Here is a 26178-nt window from a genome sequence, read left to right as displayed (position 1 = left end):
ATCTTCTCCTCTCCCGTATAGTGGAGACAGAGAAACTATCGAAGGGCGTGATGGAATGCAACTGACAGTGATTGGAACAGGATATGTCGGTCTTGTGACGGCCATTGGACTAGCTGAAAATGGACATAACGTGACATGTGTCGACTTGAACGTTGATCGGATGGCCCAACTGACACGAGGAATCCCACCGATTAAGGAAGAGGGAATCGAAGAAGCGTTAATCGCGAATCAACATCGAATGACGTTCACGACGGAATATCCAGTCGCAAAGACATATCTTGTCGCTGTCGGAACACCAGAGAAAGCGGACGGCAGTTGCGACTTATCGGCGGTAGAAGCTGTTGTCGCCCATATTGAACGAATCGCGCCAAGTGCAGCTGTCGTCATTAAATCGACAGTGCCACCTGGTACGACGATGCAACTAGCGATGCAGTATCCGACGTTACGCTTTGCAATGGTGCCTGAATTTTTACGGGAGGGCACAGCACTCGCTGATATGCGAAAGCCTCACCGTGTCGTCATTGGAACGAATGATGAAGACTTATCAAACGAACTTGCGACACTATTTGCGACGACCGCTCCTCTTGTCGCAGTCGATCCGACGACGGCAGAGTTGACGAAGTATGCAGCGAATAGTTTTTTAGCAGTGAAAATCAGTTTTATCAATGAAATCGCGCGACTAGCAGATGTAGTTGGTGCTGATGTCTCTGATGTCGCAAAAGGCATCGGTCTTGATCCACGGATTGGCTCCTCGTTCTTACGGGCTGGAGCTGGATATGGCGGATCTTGTTTCCCGAAAGACATCGCAGCACTCACGACGCTCGCTCGTCAGCATGATCAGCAACTTCACGTCATCGAAGCAGCTGATAAGACAAATGAAGCACAACTGGACTATGTGTTACAAAAAATCCAACCGCGGACAGGAATGCGCGTGGCGCTACTCGGTCTCGCCTTTAAACCAGGAACGGATGACTTACGTGATGCGCCGGCATTACGACTAGCGACACGTCTTGAGCAATTCGGTGTCATCGTAACCGGATATGACCCTGTTGCCCGGACGCTACTCGACCAAAAGCAAACGGTCGAAGAGGCGTTACAGGACGCAGATGTTGCCGTCATCATGACGGAGTGGGAAGAACTCCGTCTTATCACACCAGAGCAGTTCATTCGTCAGATGCGTCAGCCACGTGTCGTCGATGGACGTAACTGTTGGTCGTTTATGGATCATCCGGGTGGTGTTCAATACGAAAGTATTGGACGCCCTTCTAAATCATTTTCGAACAATCGTACCATTTGACCTGTCATGATAGGTGAGACCCACGCGGACTCACCTATTTTTTTGATGAAAAGGAGCAGACGAATGGTCATTGATTATTTCGCAGTCTTACCGAGTGGTAAAAAAGGAGCGCTAGAGCCGCACTGTCTGACGCAAGGTACCTGGTATCAGCGTATCAATGAGGAGTTGTTCCGGGCGATTCATTACGGAGCGGGCATCATCCGGATACGAGATAAGGGAGCGGAGCTGCGGATTCCGATTGAGTTTGGATTCGGTTATGTCCTCCAGTACTTGCGCCAGTTTACGGAAGCGGAGCGACAGGACGGACGAAAGCGTCATGTCTTGCAACGTCAACTTGATTGGATTGGTCGTGGATTACCGATTGAACTCAAACGACGTGGATCAAAAATCGAGATGTGGGCCGATGATGTGCATCGCTTGCATCGTGAATCATTTCTTCGAGCAATTGAAAAAGCACATCATTTTATTTCTTAAAAATAAATAGTTTTTTGATTCACATCAATTTTCCTCTATATTCCACATAATTCCATCTAATCCGGGTATTAGTAAGAAAGACCTAGAGGGAGGAACGATGATGCGAACATGGATAGCGGGAAGCCTAGCACTTGGTTTGATCTTTAGTACAGTACCGGTCAATGCGATCGAGAAAAAAGAGGCGATTCGTCCTGCGACATTGGCGAAAGCAAAAGAAATACCAGCCTTCTCGAAACAAGCGGGGAGCGCCTTAACAGGACGATTTGATTCAAAAGGATTAGCAGTCTGGTATTTTGACGCGAAGGATTTTGTCGCGAAAGGTACACACTTCGAGTTCGAGCTTGATTACAACACGTACGGGACGATGTTCGCGAGCAAAGCGGACGCTGAAGCGGGACGGGTCTACAATCGCTATTACCAAGTCACGGATGATACGCTCTACTTCCCGCTCAGTTGGAGTGGACGACAGTACTTAGTGCTCGAAGGATACCCGGGCGACCGCTACTCCGTTCCTGCCTATATCTCACGTTACGAACCCATCGAGGAATCGATGACGGCAGCCGTTCAATCGGTTAAACCGGCACTGCTCGTGCAGACGCGCCCTGGTGCGATGCGAGCGCAAGCCTTCGGCGCCTTAAAAGTAGAGTCGGTCGCGTCAGAGCTTCGAATCGAGCGACTCGTCTATGCTTCCTATGCGGAAGCGAAAGCAGCGCAACAGAAATTCGAACGCTCATCAGCTGTCGCGTTCGCGGAGTTCGATGCACCAATTCAAGCATTCGGCGTCGATGCCTATCAGAAATATCAATGGTCGCTGCAGAATACGGGGCAAAAGAAAGGTCTCAAAGGGGCGGATATCGGTTTCGTCGCCATGCAAAAACGGATCAAAGGTAAAAAGTTATCTGCAACCAAAGTCGCAGTCCTTGATTCTGGTATCAATCCGAGTTACGCCGACTTCGCGGGCAAAATCCGGATGGATCTCGGCTATGATTTCATCAATGGCGATAAGAGCGCCTGGGATGATAACGGACATGGTTCACATGTGGCGGGAATCATTGCGGCGGGTGGAAATAACACATACGGGATGACAGGCATCAATCCGATGGCGACGTTGATTCCGATCAAGGTCCTCGATGACTCAGGCGCTGGTTCAGTGTCAGGACTCGTCAAAGGCATTCAGCATGCGACGAAACAAGGTGCCCGGGTCATCAACATGAGTCTCGGTGGCAATTCCTCTTCGAAATCAATCGAATCGGCATTAGCAGCAGCGGTGAAAAAGAACATCTTGATCGTTGCGGCATCCGGGAACGAAGGACGTGGAACGATTGCTTATCCGGCTCGTTCGAAATATGTCTTGTCGGTCGGGGCGACAGGACGAAAAGATACGAAAGCCTCGTTTTCGAACTACGGAACGGGACTCGACCTTGTCGCACCGAGTGTCTCGATTCCAAGCTACTTCGCGGATGGGGAGTTGTTATATGGAAGCGGAACCTCAATGGCGACGCCACACGTCGCTGGTGTCGCGAGTCTCTTGATCAGTTTGAAGCCGTCTTTGAAGGCAAGCAGTGTCGAAAGCATCCTTAAGAAATCGGCAAAAGATCTTGGGAAAAAAGGCTATGATACGAGCTATGGTGCTGGTCGGTTGAACGCCGATAGCGCCGTCAAACTGATTCCTTAAATCATTAAAGAAGTCCTGTGCTGACAGGGCTTCTTTTTTTCGGTCCATTCATTGATTGATGGAGGTAAAAAGAACTATAAAAATCAATTTTTTCCATTATAATGAAAAAGGATACATGAATGAAGGAGTGAAATCATATGAAAAAGATCATCGTCAGCGCTCTCCTCGTGAGTGCATTTAGTACATATACGTTGGATACAACGGAAGCGGCGACAACGGCTAAAAAAGTACCAGCCATCGAAGCGAAAACGAAAAAAGGCTATATCAAAGGGAAGTTCGATGCAAGTGGGAAAGCGTTGTTCTATTTCGATACCAAAACCTATCTTGCCGGCGGAACACACTTGAAGTTCGCCTTCGATGCTTCAAAAAAAGCGACGGTCTATACGTCGCAGACCGAATACAAACAAAAAGACCCGTATGCACGCTACGCGAATAGTAAAAAGACACTCTTTTTCCCACTGACGTGGAGTGGGCGACAATACATCGAAGTGACAGGGACGAAGAACAAAGCGTTTACGATTCCCTATAAACTTGAACGGCTCGAACCCATTCGGGAATACGCCACAAAATCAACGACGACCGGACAAGCGACGAGTCTCGTCGTTCGTCTGAACGGGGCGACGAAAGCGAGTACGTTATCACAGACGTCGCGCGCGAGTCATCACGAAACGATCGACAATACCTTACGACTTGAGAAGTTCTCCTACAACAGCTTCATTCAAGCCGTAGCTGCGAAACGACAACTCGAACAAACGAAGGGTGTCCGGTACGTCGAACTCGATCAATCGATGAAGTTACTCAGTACGGATCCCTTCCAGTCCGTCCAGTGGGCGTTAAAAAATACCGGACAACGTGGTGGTGTTAAGGGAGCAGACATCGGTTATCAAGCGATGGTCAAGCGGATTGCGAATAAGTCACGTTCGACTGTCCGTGTAGCGGTCGTCGATACGGGCATCAATCCAACCTATGCAGATTTCGCTGGACGCGTCCGGATGGATCTCGGATACGATTTCGTTCATAAGCGCCAGCTCGCTTATGACGATCATGGACACGGTACACACGTCGCCGGTGTCATTGCCGCAGCATCGAACAATGGTTACGGGATGACGGGAATCAATGATCGGGCGAGCATCATTCCGATTAAAGTCATCTCACGCAATAACTACGCTTCGAACTCGAATATCGCGAAAGGCATTCTGTTTGCCGTAAAACAAAAGGCGAAAGTCATCAACTTAAGTCTTGGCGGTGGCGGTGTTTCCTTAGCGATTGAAGATGCTTTAGCGGAAGCACGTAAGAAAGGAATCTTCGTCGCAGCAGCAACTGGCAATGAAGGCGCACCAAAACTGTCCTATCCGGCACGCTCGAAATATGCTTTCTCAGTCGGGGCGACGAATCGATTCGATAAACGAGCATCGTTCTCGAACTACGGCGAAGGACTGGATCTCGTCGCACCAGGGCAAGACATCGCGAGTTACTTACAAGACGGCGAATCCATCTTCTGGAGCGGCACATCGATGGCGACACCGCATGTCGCAGGCGTCGCGAGTGTCCTCTATAGCTTGAAGCCGAGTATCAAAGTGACGGACGTCGAATCGATTCTTCGTAAGTCAGCGAAGGACCTCGGCAAAAAAGGCCGTGATACGAAGTACGGATACGGTCGCTTGAATGCTGAACGTGCCGTTCAGCTCGTGAAATAAAGAAAGTAGGTCGAACGATGAAACGAATTTTATGTGTCCTTCTGATTGGTGTCCTCTGTATAAGCGGGACACTCGAAGGACAGGCAGCATCAAAGGAAGCACTGCAGATCAAACAAGAGTACAAACCACTCAAGTTCGGTATGACGCTGACGGAAGTCGCAAAGACGATATACGGAAAAGAGTACCGGAAATACATCAAGAAACAAAATGGTAGAGTCATCTTTACGAAAAAACCGGGAACGACCGATAACGAACAAGGGTATCGGTCCCTCGGATACGTACTTGATCGCCCCTCCAAAAACCTTCCGACGACAACACTACTTGAATTTAGTACGAAACAGCACCAGAAGACGTATTACCTGACACAAAAAGCGCTGTACTACCAAGCCGATACGGAAAGTGGGTTGTATGAAAATAGCCGGACACTTATGAAGCCGGCATCATTACGCCAAGGGATGACGGAGAAACAACTCGATCAAATCGTATCCGGCAAAAAGCTCGGACAGGTATCGATGTATTGGAGTTGGAACGTTTCGTCCGTCATTAAAGAAAGTCCGATGAAAAATGGGCGCTATAAAATCTATCAATTTCATCGACCACATTCGAAAAAGATCGAAGTCGTTACCTTGTCCTATAACACACAGAAAAAGCGATATGAGGTGGATACAGAAATCGGGATTTCATTGAAATACGAAAAATGAATAAGGATGATTCATGGAGTCATCGAGGAGAGTAGGAAACAGGTATGAAACGCATTATGATAGTGTCACTCTGTTTAGTACTGTTGCTTGGTCTGTTTGTTCCAGGAACAGTATCCGCAGCAACAAAAGCAGAAACGCTTGCGACGTCACAGTACAAGGACTTGAAAAATGGAATGACGATGCAACAAGTCGCGCAAGTCCTGTATGGCAAGTCGTATCAGAGACACCTGAAGAAAAGAAACGGATCGACTGTTCTTAAACTTCCAATCAACTTCGAAGGGGATGAAGAAGGACATAAGCAATTGATCCATGTCCTCTCCGATTCGACAACAACACATCCCCCGACTGAACTGGTCTTACAATTTATGACGAAACAGAAGAGTACAAAGTATCGCTTAGTGACGAAAGGCTTGTTCATCGAACGGAAGACGAAGACAGGGTATCGCGAAAGTACACGATCGCTCGTCAAAGGTGCCGCGCTTCAGAACGGGATGACGGAAAAAGAGCTCGATGCGAAATTGACGGGGAAGGGTCTTGGCAACTGGACGATGCTCGGTCACATGGATACGGCGTCTGCTTATACGCTAGATGAACAAAAACGAGGATTTGCTGAAGTGTCTCGGATCAAGGAATACGTCTTTAAATCGACGACGAACAAGTGGAAACATGTCGAGTTGACGTATAACGAACAAGCGAAAACCTACGAAATCAGTGACATGCGGACGATTAAGGCGAAGAACTAAAGCACGTGCAACAGAAAGTGAGTGAAATGGATGCAGAAGTGGAACGTCAAACGATGGCTTCTCATGGTACTGATCGCAATAGTTTGCCTCAATCCAGTAACGGCGGGTGCGGCAACGAAAGCTGAGACGATCGCGACAAAACAATATCGTGCTTTAAAACCGGGGATGACAGTGGAGCAAGTCGCCAAAATCCTCTATGGCAAGGCGTACAAAAAGCAGTTGAAGATGAAAAACGGTTCACAAGTCTTACGATTGAACACAGAAATCGAGATGGAGGAATGGGATCGGAACGTCCTTCTCTATGATCTCGTGAATCGAAAAGTGGAATTCCCGTCAGCAATCGGTGTCCTGATGTTCATGACGGAGACTGGTGGGACAAAGTATCGACTGACGATGAAACAAATGGAGTTCAAGCGTGACTCAGCAGCCGGATTCCGGACGAGTGATCGCAAACTGATCAAAGGTGCGAAAATCAAGAATGGGATGACGGAACAACAAGTCGATCGACTACTGACGGGGAAAGGACTCGGAGCATTCGGGACACTTGGTCAAGTCGATACGACATCCGTTCTTCGGAAAAATGAAGTCAAAGCAGGGAAAGCGACGATTATTCATACGAAATCATACGTTTTTCCGACAGCAACGAATCAATGGCAGTATGTCTTTTTCATCTATGACGCCAAAAAGAAAACGTATCGTGTCGAAAGTCACGATCGGTATTAAAAAGGAGCTTGGAATATGAACACGACATTCATGAAAATCACGGTGGCGACAATCATCGCGGGATCAACACTCTTTAGTGGAAGCTGCGACGAAAGTCGAAACAGCGGCTACGAATCAATACACGGCATTAAAAGTGGGTATGACGATGGAGCAAGTCGCGAAAGTCTTATACGGCAAGGGCTACAAAAAGCAACTGACAACAAAAAGCGGATCACAAGTATTGAAGGCAAAAGAAGAGTTTAAGGACGTTGAAGATAAACGCAAGGAAATCTATTACGAAATCTACGATCAGAAGGCAAAGATTCCTCCGACCTTGATGTCGCTCGGTTTTATGACGAAAAAGAACGACTCGGTTTATCGTCTAATCTCGAAACAAGTCGAAATGGGGCGGAATACATATTCCGAATACCGCGAGAGTACACGGAAATTAAACGCAGGATCTAAAATCAAGACGGGAATGACGGAGAAACAACTCGATGGTGTACTTTCAGGTTCGGGTCTTGGCGAGTGGACAGGAATCGATGCGATCGACTGGACATCCATCCAATCGAAGCAGGAACTCGACTATGGGCTCGGAATCAAGTCACTCTCTAAAACGTATGTCTTCCCGACTTCGACAAAACAGCGTAAGCTCGTCATCTTAAACTATGACTATGAAAAGAAAACGTATAAAGTTGCGAGCCAAACCTCTCTTTAAATAACGCAAGAGCTTATCATTTGGGTAAGCTCTTTTTTTCATCTTTTCCCGTTTTTGACAAATTACGAAAAAAAATCGTTATAATGGGTTATAAGTTTGTATAATAAATCCGATAGTTTGTACGAAGAAGCAAAGTAAAGAAGGGAATGGATACAGTTGGAACGAGTAAAGAAAAAACGTAAGGTGAAAAAACGCTGGACACCGTTAAAGATTATGCTATTGATTGCATTAGTCCTCGTCGTCGGTATCGGCGGATTCATCGGCTATACATATTACCAAGTCGACCAGACAATCAAAAAAATTCAGGCACCGGTCAAGAATACGGGAGATAAAATCGTCGAAGAGCAAAAACCGGTCTCGGTTTTGTTACTCGGTGTTGATCAACGACCGGGCGAGCGGGGACGCAGTGACTCGATCATGATCATGACACTAAACCCGACACGAAACGAAAGCCGCTTGATCAGTATTCCCCGGGACACGAAGGTCGATATCGTCGGTCATGGGACGAATGATAAAATCAACCATGCCTACTCATTCGGTGGACCGGAAATGGCGATCAAGACGGTCGAGAAGTTCCTTGATATCCCGATTAACTACTACGCGGAAATCAATATGGAAGGGTTCACGTCGTTAGTTGATGCAGTTGGTGGTGTGACGGTATATAATGATTTAAATTTTGATTACGAAGGTCACAAGTTTAGTGTCGGTAAAGTAAACTTAGATGGAGATACTGCCTTAAAATACACTCGTATGCGTTATGATGATCCACGTGGTGATTTCGGTAGACAAATGCGTCAACGTCAAGTAATTGAACAAGTCGCAAGCAAGTTATCAGAAGACGTATCTATCAGCAACTTTAATGCGATCATGGACGTCGTCGGCAAAAATGCCCAGACGAACGTTTCGTTCAAACCGATGCGGACGCTTGCCTTTGATTACATGGATGCCTTCCGGAACCAGAAGAACTTGAAGCTTGAAGGAACGGGCGGCAAAGAAGGCGACGGGATTTATTACTGGCACCCGACGGACGATTCACTGAAAGAAACACAAACGGCATTACGCTATTCGCTTGATCTAGAATAATAAAAATGCACCGAATCCGTGAAGGGTCCGGTGCATTTTTGATTAGAATGATTGTTCTGTAAGGCGGATGCGACTGACTGTACCATCTTTTTCGAATCGCTGTAGGTAATATGAATTACTCGTGATGAGACCTGTCGTATCCGTCTCGAGTTGCAAGGGTGCGAGAGTGGCCAACTGATCATTTGTGATCGATGTGTCTGTCCAATCGATTGCAACAACCTGATTTTGTTCAAGAATGAAAAAATGTGTATCGTAGAAAAGGTAAGAATGTACGTCATCCCGATATGTGCGGTTCGGTGGACCAAAAGAAGCCGTAAGATCTTCACTTGATTTTCCCATTAGATCCGTGACATCTCCTTCGACGAATTGAGTATTTACGTTATCCGTTACCCATGAAAGCAAAGCTTCATCGGTAATCGGATCACCCGTTAACTTCGTTGTCGTTTCTGCTGTTTTGACATAACCGGATAGTTGATCCGTAACGTCGACTTGAGTTTTACCATCTAGTTTCTTCACAATAGAATACTGATCCCCAAAATCTGCTTCATACAAGACTGTCGTCATGCTCTCGTCTGTATAAATGTTACTGTTTCGTTGGTTGATATATAGTGTTGTTGCTTCTTCTTCTTCTTCTTCTGGAGTCGTTTTTTCTTTTTTCTTCTGTTTCGTCTCGGATTTATTGACGGTAACGGGTTTTTCGAAAGTTGATTCGGGAGTCGACTTCGACGCTACGAAATAATTCGAATACACGTATGTACCGACAGCGCCCAGTAAGAAGCAAAGTAGTAGTAAGGCGAGCCATCCCCAAGGAAGCTTCTTTTTTGAATGAGGTGCACTTGATTCATCAAGCTTTCGCCGAGAGGATGTTTCGCGATAACTTCTTGATAGCACAGGTAGTGTTTCTTCCTCTTCGACCGGTAAAGGTCCATCTTCATCAAGCAGTGGTCGAGAGACAAGAAGTGCTAAAAAGTCAGCGAGTTCGTCATGATGCTTCCCTTGTAAAAAAGCATTCCATTCCGCGACTGTGACAGTATCTTCCTTGAATGGAACCAAAGGTGGATTACCTGTTAATCGGATTAGTGTATCAGTTAACGATTCGGTTGAAGAAAGACTTGATTGAACCCGTTGATGCAAGCGGGAGATGTCTTCTTGCGAATGAGAAGTATAGTACTGGAGTACTTGTAGTGAACGATGCATAAAGCGATTCCTCCTGTGTGTGGATGCGGAAATGAATGAAAATAATGACAATCCACTTTTCATTATACGCAAACTTATAAAAAAACATATGGAATTTTTTAAAAAAAATCAACCAATTCCCATTTATTTGTTATACTAATTTCTAGTTGATGAAAATCGCCAGTGAATTAGAAGAATAAAGGAGAATTATCAAGCCATGAATGAAACGATTAGTTTACAAGAGTTGTTTTCGGTTTTACGAAAATCGTTTTGGCGTATCCTTACGCTAACGATCGTTGCTGCACTCATCTCGTTTGCAGTCAGTAGTTTTTTGATCGCTCCGACGTATCAAGCAGATATCCAAATCCTTGTTACGCCGAAGAAACAGGAAAATCAAGTCATCGATGCTTCACAAGTCCAGTCATCTGTCACTTTAGTCAATACTTATCGAGTTATCATTAAAAGTCCTGCTATCTTAGAAAAGGTTCAAAAAGAAGTAACAAATGCTCCGACTAACTTAAAGGCATTGAATAATATGATTACGGTCGAAAGTGAACAAAACTCTCAGGTCATCAATGTCTCCGTTCAAAGTACGGATGCGGCATTGGCATCGAATATCGCCAACTCGATTGCGAACGTCTTCAGTGAGGACATTCCTGAGTTGATGAACGTCGACAACGTTAAAGTCCTCTCGGCATCTGGTATTCCAACGACACCGGTCAGCCCGAATATTCTGTTGAACACGGCAATTGCTGCGGTCGTCGGATTTTTACTTGGAGTAGGTCTTGCGTTCCTGCGTGAAGTACTCGATCGTCGCATCCGGACCGAAGAGCAGGTGCAACAAATTCTTGATCTTCCGGTTCTAGGAAGTATCCCGGATATCGACAGTAAAATTTTCAAGTCTTCGACAAAAAAGGCAAGTAAGCGAGAGGTGGTCAAACAATATGGCTAAGAAAAACAACAAGATGAACAAAGATGCACGAAAGCTGATCACCGTTACACAGCCGAAGTCACCTGTAGCCGAACAATACCGGACAATCCGGACGAACATCGAGTTCATGGCCGTCGACCAGGAAATTCAAGCGATTCTTGTCACATCTGCGACGCAAAGTGAAGGGAAGTCAACGACTGCTTCGAACTTAGCGGTCGCTTATGCCCAGCAAGGTAAAAAAGTTCTGATCATCGATACCGATATGCGACGTCCGACCGTTCATTACACTTTCAAGGTGGCGAACGGATTAGGACTTTCCAGTCTATTGACGCGACAGGCAGAAAAAGACAAGGCAATCCTACCAACGAAAATCGAAAACCTGTCCATTTTGACAGCAGGACCGATTCCGCCAAACCCAGCTGAATTATTATCGTCACGAGCGATGGAACATCTCGTTTCACAGCTTCGGGAAGAGTTCGAAGTCATCATCTTCGATGCACCACCATTATTACAGGTTGCCGATAGCCGGATCACATCGAAGCTGACGGATGGCGTCGTCCTGGTCGTCGGATGTACGACGTCGGATCGCCAACGTGTCCTGAAAGCAAAAGAACAACTGGAACTGGCCGAAGCGAAAATTCTTGGCGTCGTGTTGAACCGTCGCGAACTGACGGATGACTCGGCATATCAATACTATTATTCCTATGAGTGAGGGAACTGATCATGATTGACGTACATTGTCATATACTACCTCTTGTCGACGATGGTCCTGCCAGCATTGAACACGCACTTCAACTCGCAGAGCAAGCAGTCGAAGAGGGGATTACGCGAATCATCGCCACGCCGCATCTATATCATCCTCAATTCGAGACAGAAGAGGTCGATGTCAAGTTGACTGTCAACGAGTTCAATGTGTTGTTGAATCAACGTAATATTCCGTTAACGGTTTATCCTGGTCATGAGATTCGATTGATTGGTGAATTAATGGAGGAGCTCGAGGCGGGGAAAGCATTACCTCTCTCAGGTTCCCGCTACTTGTTGATTGAGTTTCCATCGACCGGTATCCCGTCGTATGCTCGACAAGTATTCGCAGAATTAATTTCAGATGGTTTTGTGCCGATCGTTGCGCACCCGGAGAAAAACAAAGCAATCATTCAAAACCCATCTTTATTATTTGAACTTGTTTCTAACGGCGCAATCAGCCAAGTGACATGTGCGAGCTTAGTCGGAAAGTATGGGAAAGACGTCCAACGTTTTGCTGTTGCGCTGCTCGAAAACGGACTCGCTCATCTTGTTGCTTCAGATGCCCATCATATTGAGAAGCGCCCGTTTTACTGGAAACAATGTCAAACATATCTCGAGAAGATGCTGGATGAGTGGCTATTTGAGGAAATCTATGAAAACAATGAAGCGGTATTCCTGAATCAGATGGTTACCATCAATCCACCCAGTCCAATCGAAAAAAATTGGAAGGGACAGTGGAAGTGAAACTAAGAGTGATGAAGAACAGAGAAGAGAGTGAAATAACACTCTCTTTTTTTATGTTAACGTTTACATTATGAATAAATGGAAAAGTTTATGGAAATTTTCAATAGGTATATGGTATCTTAAATTACATAAAGATTGGAATACTAATAATAAATTGGTATCGAATTATTCGATAGATGGGAGTTTTTTTCATGATTAAAGTAAAAAAGGCAGTTATTCCAGCGGCAGGACTAGGAACGCGATTTTTACCTGCAACGAAAGCAATGCCAAAAGAGATGTTACCAATCGTTGATAAACCGACGATTCAATATATTATCGAAGAAGCAATTGAATCCGGTATTGAAGATATCTTGATTATTACAGGTAAAGGAAAACGAGCAATTGAAGATCATTTTGATTCTGTTCCTGAGCTTGAGGCGAATCTAATTTCTAAAAATAAATCAGAATTATTATATCTGGTCGAAGCAACGACGAACATCAATATCCATTTCATTCGACAATCCAAGCCAAAAGGTCTCGGAGACGCAATCCTTCAAGCGAAAGCATTCATCGGTAACGAACCGTTCGTTGTCATGCTTGGTGATGATATCGTCCAAGCCGATATTCCATGTACACGTCAATTAATTGAACAATATGAAATCACGAATAGTTCAATCATCGGAGTACAGCCTGTCGCGGATGAGGATACGCAACGTTACGGTATTGTCGATCCGAGCACGAGTATCACAAATAAACTACATAAGGTGAAGTCGTTTGTTGAAAAACCTGCACCAGGTACAGCGCCATCTAATCTAGCAATTCTCGGACGTTACTTGTTGACTCCTGAAATCTTTAAGTACTTAGAAACGCAGGAAGAAGGTTCGGGTGGGGAGATTCAATTGACGGATGCGATCACGCGTTTGAATGAAATGCAACGAGTATTTGCTTATGAATTCGATGGAAAACGCTATGATGTAGGAGAAAAATTAGGATTTATACGTACTACTCTAGAATTTGCTTTAGCCAGAAAAGATTTAGGAGAAGATGTTAAGTTGATTATGGAAGAATTATTACAAAAACAAATTGTAGAAGCCAAGTAATAGGAGGGTTCGTAATTGAATCAAGTTGATGAGACTAGCGTAACTTTGATTACTGATATAGAAAATGAGCAACATATCAGAAATGACTTATCCCATAATAAAGATAACTTACGATATTTAATATCTAAAAGAATATTTGATATTATGTTTTCTATTTTTGCAATAGTGTTATTAGGAATCGCTATCGTTATAATATATTTATTACTAAAATCAAGTGATCCAAAAGGAAAAGTGTTTTTTTCTCAAAAAAGGTTCGGTCTTAACAGCAAAAGATTTAAAATGTTTAAGTTTCGTTCTATGGTTTCTGATGCTGAACTTAAATTAAAAAGCAACACAGAATTATATGAAAAATATCTTATGAATAACTATAAACTGGATCCAGAAGAAGACCCTAGAATGACAAAAATGGGCAGGTTCTTACGTAAATATAGTATTGATGAAATTCCACAGTTTTTTAATGTACTTAAGGGAGAAATGTCAATTGTAGGACCAAGACCAATTGTCGATGAAGAATTATTTAAAGAATATGGGAAAGATAGTTCATTATTTTTGTCTGTAAAACCTGGTATCACTGGTTATTGGCAGGCTAACGGAAGAAGCAACGTTGGTTATCCAGAAAGAAAAGCAATGGAATTGTTTTATATTAGAAATAAATCTATGAAAATGGATATCTTAATTATTTTCAAAACAATAAAGAGTATTTTGTTAAAAGAAGGAGCATATTAAAAATGTGTAAAGAAGCACAACCAAAAAAATATGACTATTTAGTAGTAGGTGCAGGAATATTTGGATCAATTTTTGCATATGAAGCTAAAAAAAGAGGAAAAAAAAGCCTCGTAATTGATAAGCGAAATCATGTTGCAGGAAACATGTATACAGAAAATATTGAAGGAATAAATGTACATAGATATGGCGCTCATATTTTTCACACAAATTCTAAAGATGTATGGGATTATATCAATCAATTTGCTGAATTTAACAGATACACAAATGCGCCGGTAGCGATTTATAAAAATGAACTGTATAATTTACCATTCAATATGAACACATTCAATAAGATGTGGGGCGTAACAACCCCAGCGCAAGCAAAAGAAAAAATCGAACAAGAAAGAAAAAAATCAAACATTGAAAAACCAAATAATTTAGAAGAACAAGCTATTTCTTTGGTAGGGAAAGACATCTATGAGAAATTGATCAAAGGATATACTGAGAAACAGTGGGGTAGAGACGCAAAAGACTTACCATCATTTATTATTAATCGATTACCTGTGAGATTTACCTACGATAACAACTACTTCAATGATAAATACCAAGGTATTCCTATTGGCGGTTATACACAAATTATAGAGAAAATGTTACTAGATGTTGAAGTAGAATTAAATGTCGACTATTTTGATCATCGTGAACATTACGATAATATCGCAGAAAAAATTGTATTCACTGGAATGATTGATGAGTATTACGAATACAAATATGGTGTTTTAGATTATCGTAGTTTGAAATTTGAACATGAAGAATTAAATGTTTCGAACTATCAAGGAAATGCTGTCGTTAACTATACAGAACGAGAAATTCCATATACAAGAATTATTGAACATAAACACTTTGAGTACGGTGAACAAGAACATACTGTAATCACAAAAGAATATCCAGCATCATGGGCTAAAGGTGACGAGCCATATTATCCTATCAATAATAATAAAAACAATGAGCTATATCGAAAATATAAAGAGCTTGCTGATCAAGAAGAGACCGTTATTTTTGGTGGTAGACTAGCAGAATATAAATATTATGACATGCATCAAGTGATTGCAGCAGCACTTAATAAAGTAAACAAGGAGTTTAAGAACTAAAATTATGAAAACAGAAATTTATGTAGCAACTCATAAAGAATATAAAATGCCGAATAGTAGCATATATATTCCGATTCATGTAGGGAAAAAAAATAGTCAAAAAGATTTTGGATATATTGGTGATGATATTGGTGAAAATATTTCCGAGAAAAACAGTACATATTGCGAGCTTACTGCATTGTACTGGCTTTGGAAAAATAGTAATGCAGATGTGGTAGGCTTAGTGCATTATAGAAGACTTTTCACAGACAAAAAAGATAATATTTTGAATGGATTAGAAATTAAAACTATTTTGAATAAATTCGATATGATTGTTGCGAAAAAAAGAAACTATTATATAGAAACAGTGGAAAGTCATTATTCAAATGCACATTTTAAAAATGATTTAATTTTACTGAGAGGAACTTTAGAAGAAAAAGATCAAGTTTACTTTGATAAACTTATGAAAGAAAGAAAGTTACATCTATACAATATGTTTATTTGTAAAAAAGATTTATTAAATGAATATTGCGAATGGCTATTTCCTATTTTAGAAAAACTAGAGGTAAGAATAGATACAACAGCTTATGACTCGTATCAAAAAAGAGTAATCGGTTTTTTAGCAGAAAGATTATTAAATATATGGCTTATGAAAAAATCTGAATCAATTGATATTATTGAAAATAAAGTAACTAATCTTGAAAAAGAAAATAAAATCAAAAAAGGGTTTAACTTAGTTTTAAGAAAGTACAAAACTACTAAAGTCAAATAAAAGGAATTTTTAAATGTTGAAAAAAGTAAAAATAATTGACCTAGTATTAATCTTTTTTACAATTGTAATGTTTGCATATGTGACATTAAAAACAAGTTACTTATTCCATACATTGTTTTTATTTGTGTACGTGTTTTACTTGCTTTGGTTGTTTAGTAACTATAAAAAATTTTTTTTGATATTTATTTTTATGATTTTGTATATGACATCAAATATATTTGGTGTATATGTAATTGAAATTAATAAAAATATGTATTTAAATGAACTTGCTAAGTTCTCTTCAAACAATAATTCAATATTCTTACTTATTATTTATCATGTTATATTTTCTGAAGTTTTAAGATTTTTATATTTAAAATACGAATTTAAACACACCAAGATAGATTTAAAAAATAAAATTAATTCGATGAAACTTATAAGAATAGTTTCAATATTTGTTTTTATAGTTGTAATGATTTTATACATTAACGTAGTTCAAAGACCATATTTTTTATTAGGGTTAGATAGATTTTTTTATGAAGAATATTATTTGAATAGTTATATAGTAAAAATAAATAACCTCATTTTTTATTTTCTTCCTGTAATAACTTGTTTAATTCTTTATAAAAGAAATAAATACGATTTATGGATTGGATATAGTACTATTGGAATTTTTTCTCTGTACTTAATTTGGATTGGTCATAAATTTTCTATGTTATTGATTATAGGGTATTTTGTACTTCTAGGATTAAATTTTTTAATTAATGATAAAGCCATAAATAAATACTTAGGACGATTTTTTTTAGTCATAACAAGTTTGCTAATACTAGTAATGGTTCAAAGCAACGTAGTATACGATAGAAATAAAGAAGAAAATTTAGATTATTTAAATGCTCGTTTAGCGCAACAAGGACAACTTTGGTGGGCTCTTTATGGAAAAGAGAATCAACAAAAAACATTAACTAAAGATTTGAGTGACGAGACAAGAACGTTTTACAGAATAGAAGATAATGAAAATGATTTAATAAATTCTGGGATGTACAAAATAATGAGAGAAGTAACGCCCGAAAATATTTTTTTGCAAAAAGTTTTCATTAAAAAAAGTAGGTACGCTTATTCAACTCCAGCATCTCTATACTTTTACTTTGGGGCTATTGGAGCTTTAATATTTTCAGCTCTATCAGCATTAGTTTATTTCGTCATAGTAAAAACTTTAATGAATGCTGTTTTAAATCGTCAATTATTTACAATGATAGTAAGCGGAAGAATGTTATTTATAAGTCATTTTGTTTTAATGCAATCTGATTTCAACAAATTATTTTCAATAGAAGTACTTTTTATAATATTTTTCTTTTCTATAAAGTATTTAATAAATCTAAGAAAAAAAATGATCTGGGGTATTGTGAATGTCTAAGGCTTCAAAGAGAAAAGTATATATGTGTTCGACACCTTATCATTTATTATACGCTCTTGTAAAAGAAATTAATGAGGAAGATGAAGTATGTATTTATTTGTCATCATATGACCATAAAATTATGGATTACTATGAGAATGTGTTGACTAATTCATCGTTTAAAAAAATTACTTTTTTTACAAGACGAAGAAAAAAAATAGAGGATTATCTATTTTTAGGATTCATAAAAGATAGGTTTGAATACAAAAAGTTATTCCGTAAGAATTCAATAGATGAATTAGTTATATTTCCTTGGAATATAAATACTTTATACATTCATGTTAACTATTTTTTTAAAAAGAATAGCAATATAAGTTTTATTGAGGATGGAATTACAGCTCATCAAATACAACCTAAAAATCTCTATTTTTCTATTTTGAAAAAGTATATTTATCGAATCTCCGATTATAAAAATTATAAAAAAGTTAATAAATTAGTTGTTAATGATATTACTAAATATGATGAAAAAACATTTGGACTTTGTAAAATATATGAGGAGTCTTTCGAAGATATTTTTAATTCAATTTCGAATGAAGACAAAAGAATGATTTTAAGCTTTTTTAGTAAAGAAATTACTTATGAAAAAGATATAAAAAAAGAATTTATTAAGAAAAGTATAATTATACTAACACAGCCACTTTCTGAAGATGGATACGAGAAAGAAGATAGTAAAAAAGAAATGTATGATCAAATCGCTAATGAATATATTGAAATGGATTATTTAGTATATTTCAAAAAACATCCTAGAGATTTAAGTGAATATGATATTGAAAAGGATGAAAGAGTAATTATACTAAATAAATTTCTTCCATCTGAACTATTAGCTGTAAGCGGTATAGAATTTGACATTGCATTAGGTATATGCACAAGCGCAATCGATAACATAAATGCAAATAGAAAAATAAATTTAAAACCGAATTATTTTTATGGTCGGTAAAGAGGAGTATTTTTATGAAGAATACAATAAATTTAAATAACTTGACAATTGGAATCAAACATGCTCCAGTAGTAATCGCTGAAATTGGTATCAATCACGAAGGCGACTTAAATGTAGCTAAACAAATGGTTGATGCAGCATACAAAGCAGGTGCTGAAATCGTAAAACACCAAACTCATGTTGTAGAAGATGAAATGAGCGCAGCTGCTAAAAACGTGATTCCAGGCAACACAGATGTATCCATTTATGAAGTAATGGAACGTTGCGCATTAAATGAAGAAGATGAAACTGAACTCAAACGCTATGTAGAAGAAAAGGGAATGATTTTCATCAGTACACCGTTTTCTCGTGCGGCAGCTGATCGTTTAGAACGTATGAATGTACAAGCTTATAAAATTGGCTCAGGTGAGTGTAATAACTATCCGTTAATTGAACATGTGGCTTCATTCGGTAAACCGATGATTGTATCAACAGGAATGAATGATATTGAAAGTATTAAAAAAACAGTAGCCATTTTAGAAAAATACAACGTCGAATATGCATTATTACACTGTACGAATGTGTATCCTACACCACCACATTTAGTTCGATTAGGTGGAATGCAGGAACTTCAAGAGAAATTCCCGAATGCAGTCATCGGTCTCTCAGATCACACTGTCAATAACAATGCGTGTTTAGCAGCAGTAGCACTGGGTGCTTCGATTTTAGAACGACACTTTACAGATTCGATGGATCGTCCTGGTCCTGATATCGTTTGTTCAATGGATCCAAAAAGCTTAACCGAATTAATTGAAGGAAGCCGTGAAATCTTCCAAATGCGTGGTGGGAAAAAAGAAGCAGCAGCTGAAGAGCAAGTAACAATCGACTTTGCTTTTTCCACGGTTGTGGCTATCTCTGATATTGAAGAAGGGGAGGCTTTCACAAAAGATAATATTTGGGTAAAACGTCCTGGAACAGGTGAAATTAAAGCGGAACACTATAATGATATCCTTGGAAAAATAGCAACTCGTAAAATTTCGAAAGAGGATCATATTAACTGGAATGATTTAAAATAATGAATTCCAAAAAGCTTTTAGCGTCTGGAGCTATATATACGGTTAGCAATATTTTTGTCAAAGGTATTAATTTTTTGACAATACCTATTTTTGCAGCGATTATGACTCAAGAAGCATTTGGAGGATTTTCTCTTTATGCTTCTTGGGTTGCAATTTTTTCAATAGTTATAGGACTTCAGACAAATAGTGTATTAAACATAGGAAAGCGCGATTATCCGAATGAGTATAAGCATTATTTAAATACCGCCCTATCCATATCTACTATATTTTTCTTCGTAGTGTTTTGGTTAATTTTTATTTTTAAAAATTATTTAGCAAATATATTGAATTTTTCTCCTAATATAATCTTAGTGTTATTTATTCAAAGTTATTTGTCATATATCTTTGTTTTTATCAATTCTTATTTTGTATTTGAAGAGAAACCAAAATCTTATTCTATAGTCGCATTTGTATACACACTTTTTAATGTGTTGCTTTCATTAATTTTAGTATTGAATTTCGAAAATGATCAAATTATTGCTAGAATTTATGGAATGTTTATCCCTTCTGCTATACTGACAGTGATGTTTTACTTCACTATATATAGTAAAACAAGAGTTTTGTTAGAAAGAAAATTTGCAGCAGAAATTTTTATTTTGTCATTTCCAATTATTTTGCATGGATTGGGCAATCAAATTCTAATGCAATTAGATCGGATTATGATTTCAGATTTTTTAGGTTTAAAGGCGAATGCCCTTTATAGTTTTGGTTACAACGTAGCATTAATATTAAATGTAATCTGGTCTAGTTTAAATAGCGCTTGGGTACCATGGTATTTCGAACAAGATCGTTTAGGGAATTTTGAAAAAATAAAAGAATTTGCTAAGAACTATACCTATATATTTACGTTCATTACTATAATGTTTTTATTTGTCTCACCTGAAGTAGTTCAATTAATGGGGAATGAAATATATGAGAAAAGTAAAAACTTTGTACCTTGGATAATATCTTCCTATTTTTTGGTATTTCTCTACAGTTTTCCAGTTAACGTCGAATTTTTAAAGAAAAATACTAAATTAATTCCTATTGGAACTTTATTAGCAGGAGTAAGTAATTATTTTTTGAATTTATTCATGATTCCTGTTTACGGTATTATGGGAGCAGCACTTGCCACCTTGTTCTCATACATTCTTTTATTTGTATTTCACTATGTATTAGTAAAGATTATTTACAAATATAATGATATACATATTGGGATTTTAGGAGGAAGCTTTATATTTATCATTTTCAATACGATTTTGTGCGTTTATTTAATCGAAAATATTTTAATGAGATATATTCTACTTTTACTATATTTTCTAGTAGCAGCAATTTGGTATAAAAAAATTAAAACTAAGGGGATATTTAATTGAAAAAGATAGTCTTTTTAACAGGTACACGAGCAGATTATGGAAAACTAAAATCCCTTATGAAAAAAATAAAACAACATAACGGCTATGAGCTTAGTATTTTCGTGACAGGAATGCATATGCTCTCAAAATATGGATCAACTCATATAGAAATCGAAAAAGATGGCTTTTCAGAAAGTATCTATAAATTCATTAATCAACATGAGGGTGTTGGGATGGACACTGTTTTAAGCAATACAATCATGGGTTTCGGTAATTATATAAAGGAAGTAAAACCGGATTTAATCATCATTCACGGGGATCGCGTAGAAGCATTAGCTGGTGCAACGGTTGGTGCATTGAATAATGTAAAAGTATTGCATATTGAAGGTGGGGAAGTGTCAGGGACGATTGATGAGTCTATTCGTCATGCAGTCACTAAATTTTCTCATCTTCACCTTGTGTCTAATGAACAGGCTAAAAATCGAGTAATTCAATTAGGAGAACCAGAGGAATCTATTCATATTTTTGGTTCTCCAGATTTAGATGTTATGTTCTCGAATAATCTACCTGAATTGAAAGACGTAAAAAATCATTATGACATACCTTTTGAAGAATATGCTGTCGTAATGTACCATTCCGTCACAACTGAAGTTGATTTGCTGAGTAATAAGATCAAAGAGTTTGTAGACGCACTAGTCGAATCTAATAAGAACTATATTGTTATCTATCCAAACAATGATGAAGGTAGTTCGATTATTTTAAATGAGTATGCTCGATTAAATTGTAATGATCAGTTTAAGATATTCCCTTCTATACGTTTTGAGTCATTTTTGACATTGTTAAAAAACGCAGAGTTCATTATTGGAAATTCTAGTGCAGGAATTCGTGAAGCGAGCGCATATGGAGTTCCATCTATTGACGTAGGAACTCGTCAAAGTGGTAGATACGAAAATATCAATACCATAATTTCTACGCATGAAGAAAAAGATATGTTACTCAATTCAATTAACAAAACATCGATAATTGAAAGATTGCCGATTTCACACTATGGAAGTGGAAATAGTGCAGATATATTTATTGAAATTTTAGAGAACGGTCATATTTGGGAATCAGAACAACAGAAAAAATTTGTCACGATAGACCTATAAAAGGAGGGATTTAAATGTATCAAGGAAAACGGATTTTAGCTGTCATTCCTGCTAGAGGTGGCAGCAAAGGAATTCCTAAAAAAAATCTAAAAATTGTTCAAGGGAAAAAACTTATTGAATATACATTAGACGCTGTTATCGCCTCAAAGTATGTTGATCATATTTTTGTATCTACTGATGATAGAGAAATCGCTGAAGTTGCCGCCTCTAATGGAATCAATGTTCCTGAGCTAAGACCTGCGCACCTAGCAACCGATAAATCTAAAACGATTGATACGATAATTCATACACTTGAATATCTTGATACTAATAAAAATGAGCAATTTGATTATGTTATCCTTCTGCAACCTACACAGCCATTAAGAACAGATCGGCATATTAATGAATCTATTGAATTGATTATAGATAAAAATTGGGATTCTCTAATAGGAGTATCTCCAGTGAAAGACCACCCTTCACTTATTAGAAGTATTTCCAATGAAATCGTCGAGCCTTTAATCCAGCAAACGAGCACTATAAGAAGGCAGGATTTTAAAGCATATTTTAAAGTGAACGGTGCTATTTATATTAATAAGATTGATGATGATTTCAATCTTAATACAAGTCTTAATGATAATAAATATGCCTACATAATGAGTGATTATGAGGATATCGATATTGATGAGATAAAAGACTTAGAACTATTTGATTTCGCATTAACAAATTGTAAAAAAAATTAAAATAGGGAGGCGTTTTTTTGATTTTAGTTGTGGGTGGAGCAGGTTACATCGGAAGTCATGTTGTAAAAAAACTGTTGGATAACGGAAAAGATGTAGTTGTGTTAGATAATTTAACAACTGGACATCGGAAATCAATTGATGCTAGAGCAGATTTTTTTGAAGGTGATATTGGTTCTAAAAAGAATTTAGATGAATTATTCTTGAAATACGACATTGAATCTGTCATGCACTTTGCTGCAAGTAGTCTAGTAGGAGAATCGGTAAAAAATCCTGCTAAATATTATGAGAACAATGTTTCCAATACTCTAACTCTATTGACTAAAATGATGGAGTATAATGTAAAGAATTTTATTTTTTCATCGACAGCCGCTACTTATGGATTAACAGAAGATGAACTGATTACAGAGGAAACAACATTAAATCCAATCAATCCTTATGGGCGTTCAAAATTAATGATAGAACAAATCGTTCAAGATTTTCATGTGGCCTATCAATTAAATTATGTGATATTGAGATATTTCAATGCTGCAGGTGCTGATCCTTCTGGAATAATTGGTGAAAATCATGATCCAGAAACCCACTTAATTCCACTGGTGCTGAAAAATCTATTAGGTGAAAGAGAGAGTATTACAATATTTGGAGAAGATTATGATACTTTCGACGGTACTTGTATCAGAGATTATATTCACGTTAATGATTTAGCTGAAGCACATATATTATCTTTAGAAGCACTTTTAGCAAACCGTTTTAAATCAAAAGTGTATAATTTAGGAAATGGAAACGGATATTCAGTCAAAGAAATTGTAGATATGTGTGAAAGAGTTTCTTCTAGGAAAGCTAATGTATTGATAGGGGATAGAAGAAGCGGTGATCCTTCTAAATTAGTTGCCGATGCTACCATAATCAAAAAAGAACTGAACTGGAAACCTGTGTTTAATTTAGAAAAGATAATTGAACATGCTTGGAATTATCATTCTCAAAATCAAGAAATGATAAAACAGTAAGGTAAATATTAAGCAGTTGCTTAGGGCAGAATAGGAGTGCAAACTTGTGCGACGTAAACGTACATAGTTTTGCACTCCTTTTGTGAAAGAATATCAGCACTCTTAAATTCATCCTAGAATTTAAGTTGTAAACAAGAACATTGAAGAGAAGAAATACTAATAAAACTCGAAATCGATTATATACACTTTTGAAGCAATCATAAATCGTATTTCATTGATAAGATTGCGAAAGAGTTATCTGAACTAGCGTACTACTAAAAAATATGATGATGAATCTTTAGAAAGTAGTACTTCATAATGGAGCATGATGTATGTCATCTGTCGGGATGAAATAATGGAGAACTTTTTAAAGGAATATTCGTTAATGGAAAAAAATCTACGAGTCAACAAAAAGTAAACGAGATTTTATGTACATATGGATTTGAAAGGTCCGTTGTCGACGTCGAATTCTACTTAATATCGACAAAGAGAAAAAATACTTTTAAAAAAATTACAAAAAGGTAGTTTGATATTTTATTCTATTTCAATAGCGTAAGCACTGCTTCACTCTGTTTCATGGATTGGCTTAGCATCGCTTGTGCGCTTTGAAGAAGAACCTGATTTTGTGATAATGACATGGCTTCCTTTGGAATGTCGGCATCCCCGATTCGCGATTCAGACATCGTTAAGTTAAGGTGATAATTCTCAGAATAACGTAACGCATGTTCTAGCCTGTTCGTGTAAGCACCGTATATCGTACGACGGCGAGATATCAACTCCCTTGCCTGATCAATCTGCTCTAATGTCTTCATTGCAGAGGCGTGGTCTTCTACTTGGATTTCGTTCAGACCAATTGCATCGGAGCGGCAATCATATAAATCAACACGTAGTAACTGACCCGCATTTGGTCCGATTTGTAAATCAATCGGTTCGAGTGCTTTTTCGATCAGTTCTGCATCTTTAACGATAGCATCTGTCAGACCAGGTGAAATGTTTTCAGCGACGTCTGCAGCTGTTTGTGGTTTGTAGATTTGATTGACGAATGAGTAGGCATCATCTGCTTGAAACTGATTTTCTGCAGAGGGATCTCCGCCATAAAAATCAACTCCGAATAAGTACGATTGAATATTATTTGAAGCGAGTGTTTGGGTAACGGTATCTCGTGTCGCACGACTCGAAGCTTCATCGTATGTATCTGTCAGAATGACGAAGATTTTTTTACTGTTCGAGCGGTATCCCAAATCCTTTGCTTTCTCACCAGTTGGTGCGAAATCGACTAATTGATCATACACATTGATTGATCCCCCACGACTTTGATGATGCGTCTCGATGTATGAAGTGACTTGTTTTGAATCGTGATTAAGAGCAGAGTAGGTTCCTGGTTTGCTCATGTTGACACTAACTGTTCCGATGTTGACGTTTCCATACTGTGATAAATTTTCTGCGAACGAAGAAATACCAGCATTGACGAGTGAAATTTCTTCTGCCATCGTTCCAGAGTCATCGATGAAGAACACGATATCAATTGCTGTTGATTGACTCTCTCCAGGAGTGAATTCTGTAGGAGGACTCAGAACTTTTTTTGTGTTGAACTCGGTATTATTTGCGATGTCGTCGATCGATGACTTGATGGCATCGAGTTCGTTTTGAATCATTCGTCGATCATCTGCAGTCAAGGTACCCGTCGATGCTTGTAACGTCAATTCACGCATACGAGCTAAATTAGGATCAATGATTAATCCCATTCCTGACTCAGCTGTATCTAGTAAGGACAGTCCGTCTTGAATATTTCGCTTGACGGTTTCAAGACCACGGATTTGAGCTTTCATCATTTCAGAGATTGCTTTTCCTGCAGCATTGTCTGATGCTCGATTTATTTTAAGACCGGACGCCAGTCTTTCCATTGAAGTGCGAACTTTGGTGTTCGAATGAGTCAGATTATTATAGATTTTAATAGAATTGTTTATGTTCAAATTAGCGGGTACTAAAAGTACCTCCACACCCTTTCAAAGTAAATTCATTATGTATAAATAATAACATTAATGTATTTATTTGTTTTGGTTAATTTTAACTTAATTCTAAATAATCTAATAAGCTCTTAATTTGATTAAAACTGTTTATTCATTGTTAATTAAAGAAATTAATGCGTATGAAATGATTAAAATA

Annotated in this window: 25 protein-coding genes; 23 read left to right on the top strand and 2 right to left on the bottom strand. The window is 38.5% G+C overall.

What is annotated here, in order from left to right; all coding sequences use genetic code 11:
• The first annotated feature begins 55 nt into the window (after positions 1–55).
• The 9 genes from ACY2IG_RS14685 (at position 56) to ACY2IG_RS14645 (ending at position 9090) form a co-directional block, all read left to right on the top strand.
• Positions 56–1297 (top strand): UDP-glucose dehydrogenase family protein, encoded by a 1242-nt coding sequence (locus ACY2IG_RS14685; RefSeq protein ID WP_462618129.1) that lies wholly within the window; start codon positions 56–58, stop codon positions 1295–1297.
• Positions 1298–1360: 63 nt separating this feature from the next.
• Positions 1361–1771 (top strand): hypothetical protein, encoded by a 411-nt coding sequence (locus ACY2IG_RS14680; protein WP_462618128.1) that lies wholly within the window; start codon positions 1361–1363, stop codon positions 1769–1771.
• Positions 1772–1871: 100 nt separating this feature from the next.
• Positions 1872–3446, top strand: coding sequence for a S8 family peptidase (locus ACY2IG_RS14675; RefSeq protein ID WP_462618127.1), 1575 nt, complete (start codon positions 1872–1874; stop codon positions 3444–3446).
• A gap of 137 nt (positions 3447–3583) precedes the next feature.
• The gene (locus tag ACY2IG_RS14670; RefSeq protein WP_462618126.1) at positions 3584–5143 is read left to right on the top strand and encodes a S8 family peptidase; all 1560 of its coding nucleotides are present in this window, start codon (positions 3584–3586) and stop codon (positions 5141–5143) included.
• Positions 5144–5160: 17 nt separating this feature from the next.
• Positions 5161–5844 (top strand): hypothetical protein, encoded by a 684-nt coding sequence (locus ACY2IG_RS14665; RefSeq protein WP_462618125.1) that lies wholly within the window; start codon positions 5161–5163, stop codon positions 5842–5844.
• A 44-nt stretch (positions 5845–5888) separates the two neighbouring features.
• Positions 5889–6587 carry a hypothetical protein gene (locus ACY2IG_RS14660; RefSeq protein WP_462618124.1) on the top strand — a complete coding sequence of 233 codons (699 nt, stop codon included), beginning with the start codon at positions 5889–5891 and terminating at the stop codon, positions 6585–6587.
• A gap of 30 nt (positions 6588–6617) precedes the next feature.
• Complete coding sequence (locus ACY2IG_RS14655) at positions 6618–7310, top strand: hypothetical protein (RefSeq protein WP_462618123.1); 693 nt, start codon at positions 6618–6620, stop codon at positions 7308–7310.
• Positions 7311–7386: 76 nt separating this feature from the next.
• Positions 7387–8007 (top strand): hypothetical protein, encoded by a 621-nt coding sequence (locus ACY2IG_RS14650; RefSeq protein ID WP_462618122.1) that lies wholly within the window; start codon positions 7387–7389, stop codon positions 8005–8007.
• A gap of 183 nt (positions 8008–8190) precedes the next feature.
• Positions 8191–9090, top strand: coding sequence for an LCP family glycopolymer transferase (locus ACY2IG_RS14645; RefSeq protein ID WP_462618121.1), 900 nt, complete (start codon positions 8191–8193; stop codon positions 9088–9090).
• A gap of 42 nt (positions 9091–9132) precedes the next feature.
• On the opposite strand, the gene ACY2IG_RS14640 is transcribed toward ACY2IG_RS14645, so the two are convergent.
• Positions 9133–10287, bottom strand: coding sequence for a hypothetical protein (locus ACY2IG_RS14640; RefSeq protein WP_462618120.1), 1155 nt, complete (start codon positions 10285–10287; stop codon positions 9133–9135).
• 196 nt (positions 10288–10483) lie between these two features.
• On the opposite strand from ACY2IG_RS14640, the gene ACY2IG_RS14635 reads away from it, so the two are divergent.
• The 14 genes from ACY2IG_RS14635 to galE all read left to right on the top strand — a co-directional run bounded on the left by ACY2IG_RS14635 (position 10484) and on the right by galE (position 24033).
• Entirely contained in the window at positions 10484–11218 is a 735-nt protein-coding gene (locus ACY2IG_RS14635) for a YveK family protein (RefSeq protein WP_462618119.1), read from the top strand.
• Positions 11211–11909, top strand: a complete 699-nt coding sequence (locus ACY2IG_RS14630) for a CpsD/CapB family tyrosine-protein kinase (protein ID WP_214852170.1) — start codon at positions 11211–11213, stop codon at positions 11907–11909. The genes ACY2IG_RS14635 and ACY2IG_RS14630 overlap by 8 nt, the downstream gene beginning before the upstream one ends.
• 11 nt (positions 11910–11920) lie before the next feature.
• On the top strand, positions 11921–12685 hold the full coding sequence (locus ACY2IG_RS14625; protein ID WP_462618118.1) for a tyrosine-protein phosphatase: 765 nt from the start codon (positions 11921–11923) through the stop codon (positions 12683–12685).
• Positions 12686–12879: 194 nt separating this feature from the next.
• On the top strand, positions 12880–13764 hold the full coding sequence (gene galU, locus ACY2IG_RS14620) for a UTP--glucose-1-phosphate uridylyltransferase GalU (RefSeq protein WP_214853179.1): 885 nt from the start codon (positions 12880–12882) through the stop codon (positions 13762–13764).
• A 57-nt stretch (positions 13765–13821) separates the two neighbouring features.
• Positions 13822–14490, top strand: a complete 669-nt coding sequence (locus tag ACY2IG_RS14615; RefSeq protein WP_462618725.1) for a sugar transferase — start codon at positions 13822–13824, stop codon at positions 14488–14490.
• A 2-nt stretch (positions 14491–14492) separates the two neighbouring features.
• Positions 14493–15617 carry a UDP-galactopyranose mutase gene (gene glf / locus ACY2IG_RS14610; protein ID WP_462618117.1) on the top strand — a complete coding sequence of 375 codons (1125 nt, stop codon included), beginning with the start codon at positions 14493–14495 and terminating at the stop codon, positions 15615–15617.
• Between the two features lie 4 nt (positions 15618–15621).
• Positions 15622–16368 carry a DUF4422 domain-containing protein gene (locus ACY2IG_RS14605; RefSeq protein WP_462618116.1) on the top strand — a complete coding sequence of 249 codons (747 nt, stop codon included), beginning with the start codon at positions 15622–15624 and terminating at the stop codon, positions 16366–16368.
• Between the two features lie 13 nt (positions 16369–16381).
• Positions 16382–17761, top strand: a complete 1380-nt coding sequence (locus ACY2IG_RS14600) for a DUF6418 domain-containing protein (RefSeq protein ID WP_462618115.1) — start codon at positions 16382–16384, stop codon at positions 17759–17761.
• The gene (locus ACY2IG_RS14595; RefSeq protein ID WP_462618114.1) at positions 17754–18737 is read left to right on the top strand and encodes a polysialyltransferase family glycosyltransferase; all 984 of its coding nucleotides are present in this window, start codon (positions 17754–17756) and stop codon (positions 18735–18737) included. Before ACY2IG_RS14600 ends, ACY2IG_RS14595 begins: the two co-directional genes overlap by 8 nt.
• Before the next feature lie 14 nt (positions 18738–18751).
• On the top strand, positions 18752–19792 hold the full coding sequence (gene neuB / locus ACY2IG_RS14590; RefSeq protein ID WP_462618113.1) for an N-acetylneuraminate synthase: 1041 nt from the start codon (positions 18752–18754) through the stop codon (positions 19790–19792).
• Positions 19792–21183 carry a lipopolysaccharide biosynthesis protein gene (locus ACY2IG_RS14585; RefSeq protein ID WP_462618112.1) on the top strand — a complete coding sequence of 464 codons (1392 nt, stop codon included), beginning with the start codon at positions 19792–19794 and terminating at the stop codon, positions 21181–21183. Before neuB ends, ACY2IG_RS14585 begins: the two co-directional genes overlap by 1 nt.
• Complete coding sequence (gene neuC / locus ACY2IG_RS14580; RefSeq protein WP_462618111.1) at positions 21180–22310, top strand: UDP-N-acetylglucosamine 2-epimerase; 1131 nt, start codon at positions 21180–21182, stop codon at positions 22308–22310. Before ACY2IG_RS14585 ends, neuC begins: the two co-directional genes overlap by 4 nt.
• A 14-nt stretch (positions 22311–22324) precedes the next feature.
• The gene (locus ACY2IG_RS14575; protein ID WP_462618110.1) at positions 22325–23029 is read left to right on the top strand and encodes an acylneuraminate cytidylyltransferase family protein; all 705 of its coding nucleotides are present in this window, start codon (positions 22325–22327) and stop codon (positions 23027–23029) included.
• A gap of 17 nt (positions 23030–23046) precedes the next feature.
• Positions 23047–24033, top strand: coding sequence for a UDP-glucose 4-epimerase GalE (gene galE, locus ACY2IG_RS14570; RefSeq protein WP_462618109.1), 987 nt, complete (start codon positions 23047–23049; stop codon positions 24031–24033).
• Between the two features lie 518 nt (positions 24034–24551).
• Here galE and ACY2IG_RS14565 read toward each other — a convergent pair.
• Complete coding sequence (locus ACY2IG_RS14565) at positions 24552–25916, bottom strand: flagellin N-terminal helical domain-containing protein (protein WP_462618108.1); 1365 nt, start codon at positions 25914–25916, stop codon at positions 24552–24554.
• Between the last annotated feature and the right edge of the window lie 262 nt (positions 25917–26178).

Source organism: Exiguobacterium sp. EF_C8, from assembly GCF_054956715.1.
This window is presented reverse-complemented; position numbering and strand designations above follow the sequence as displayed.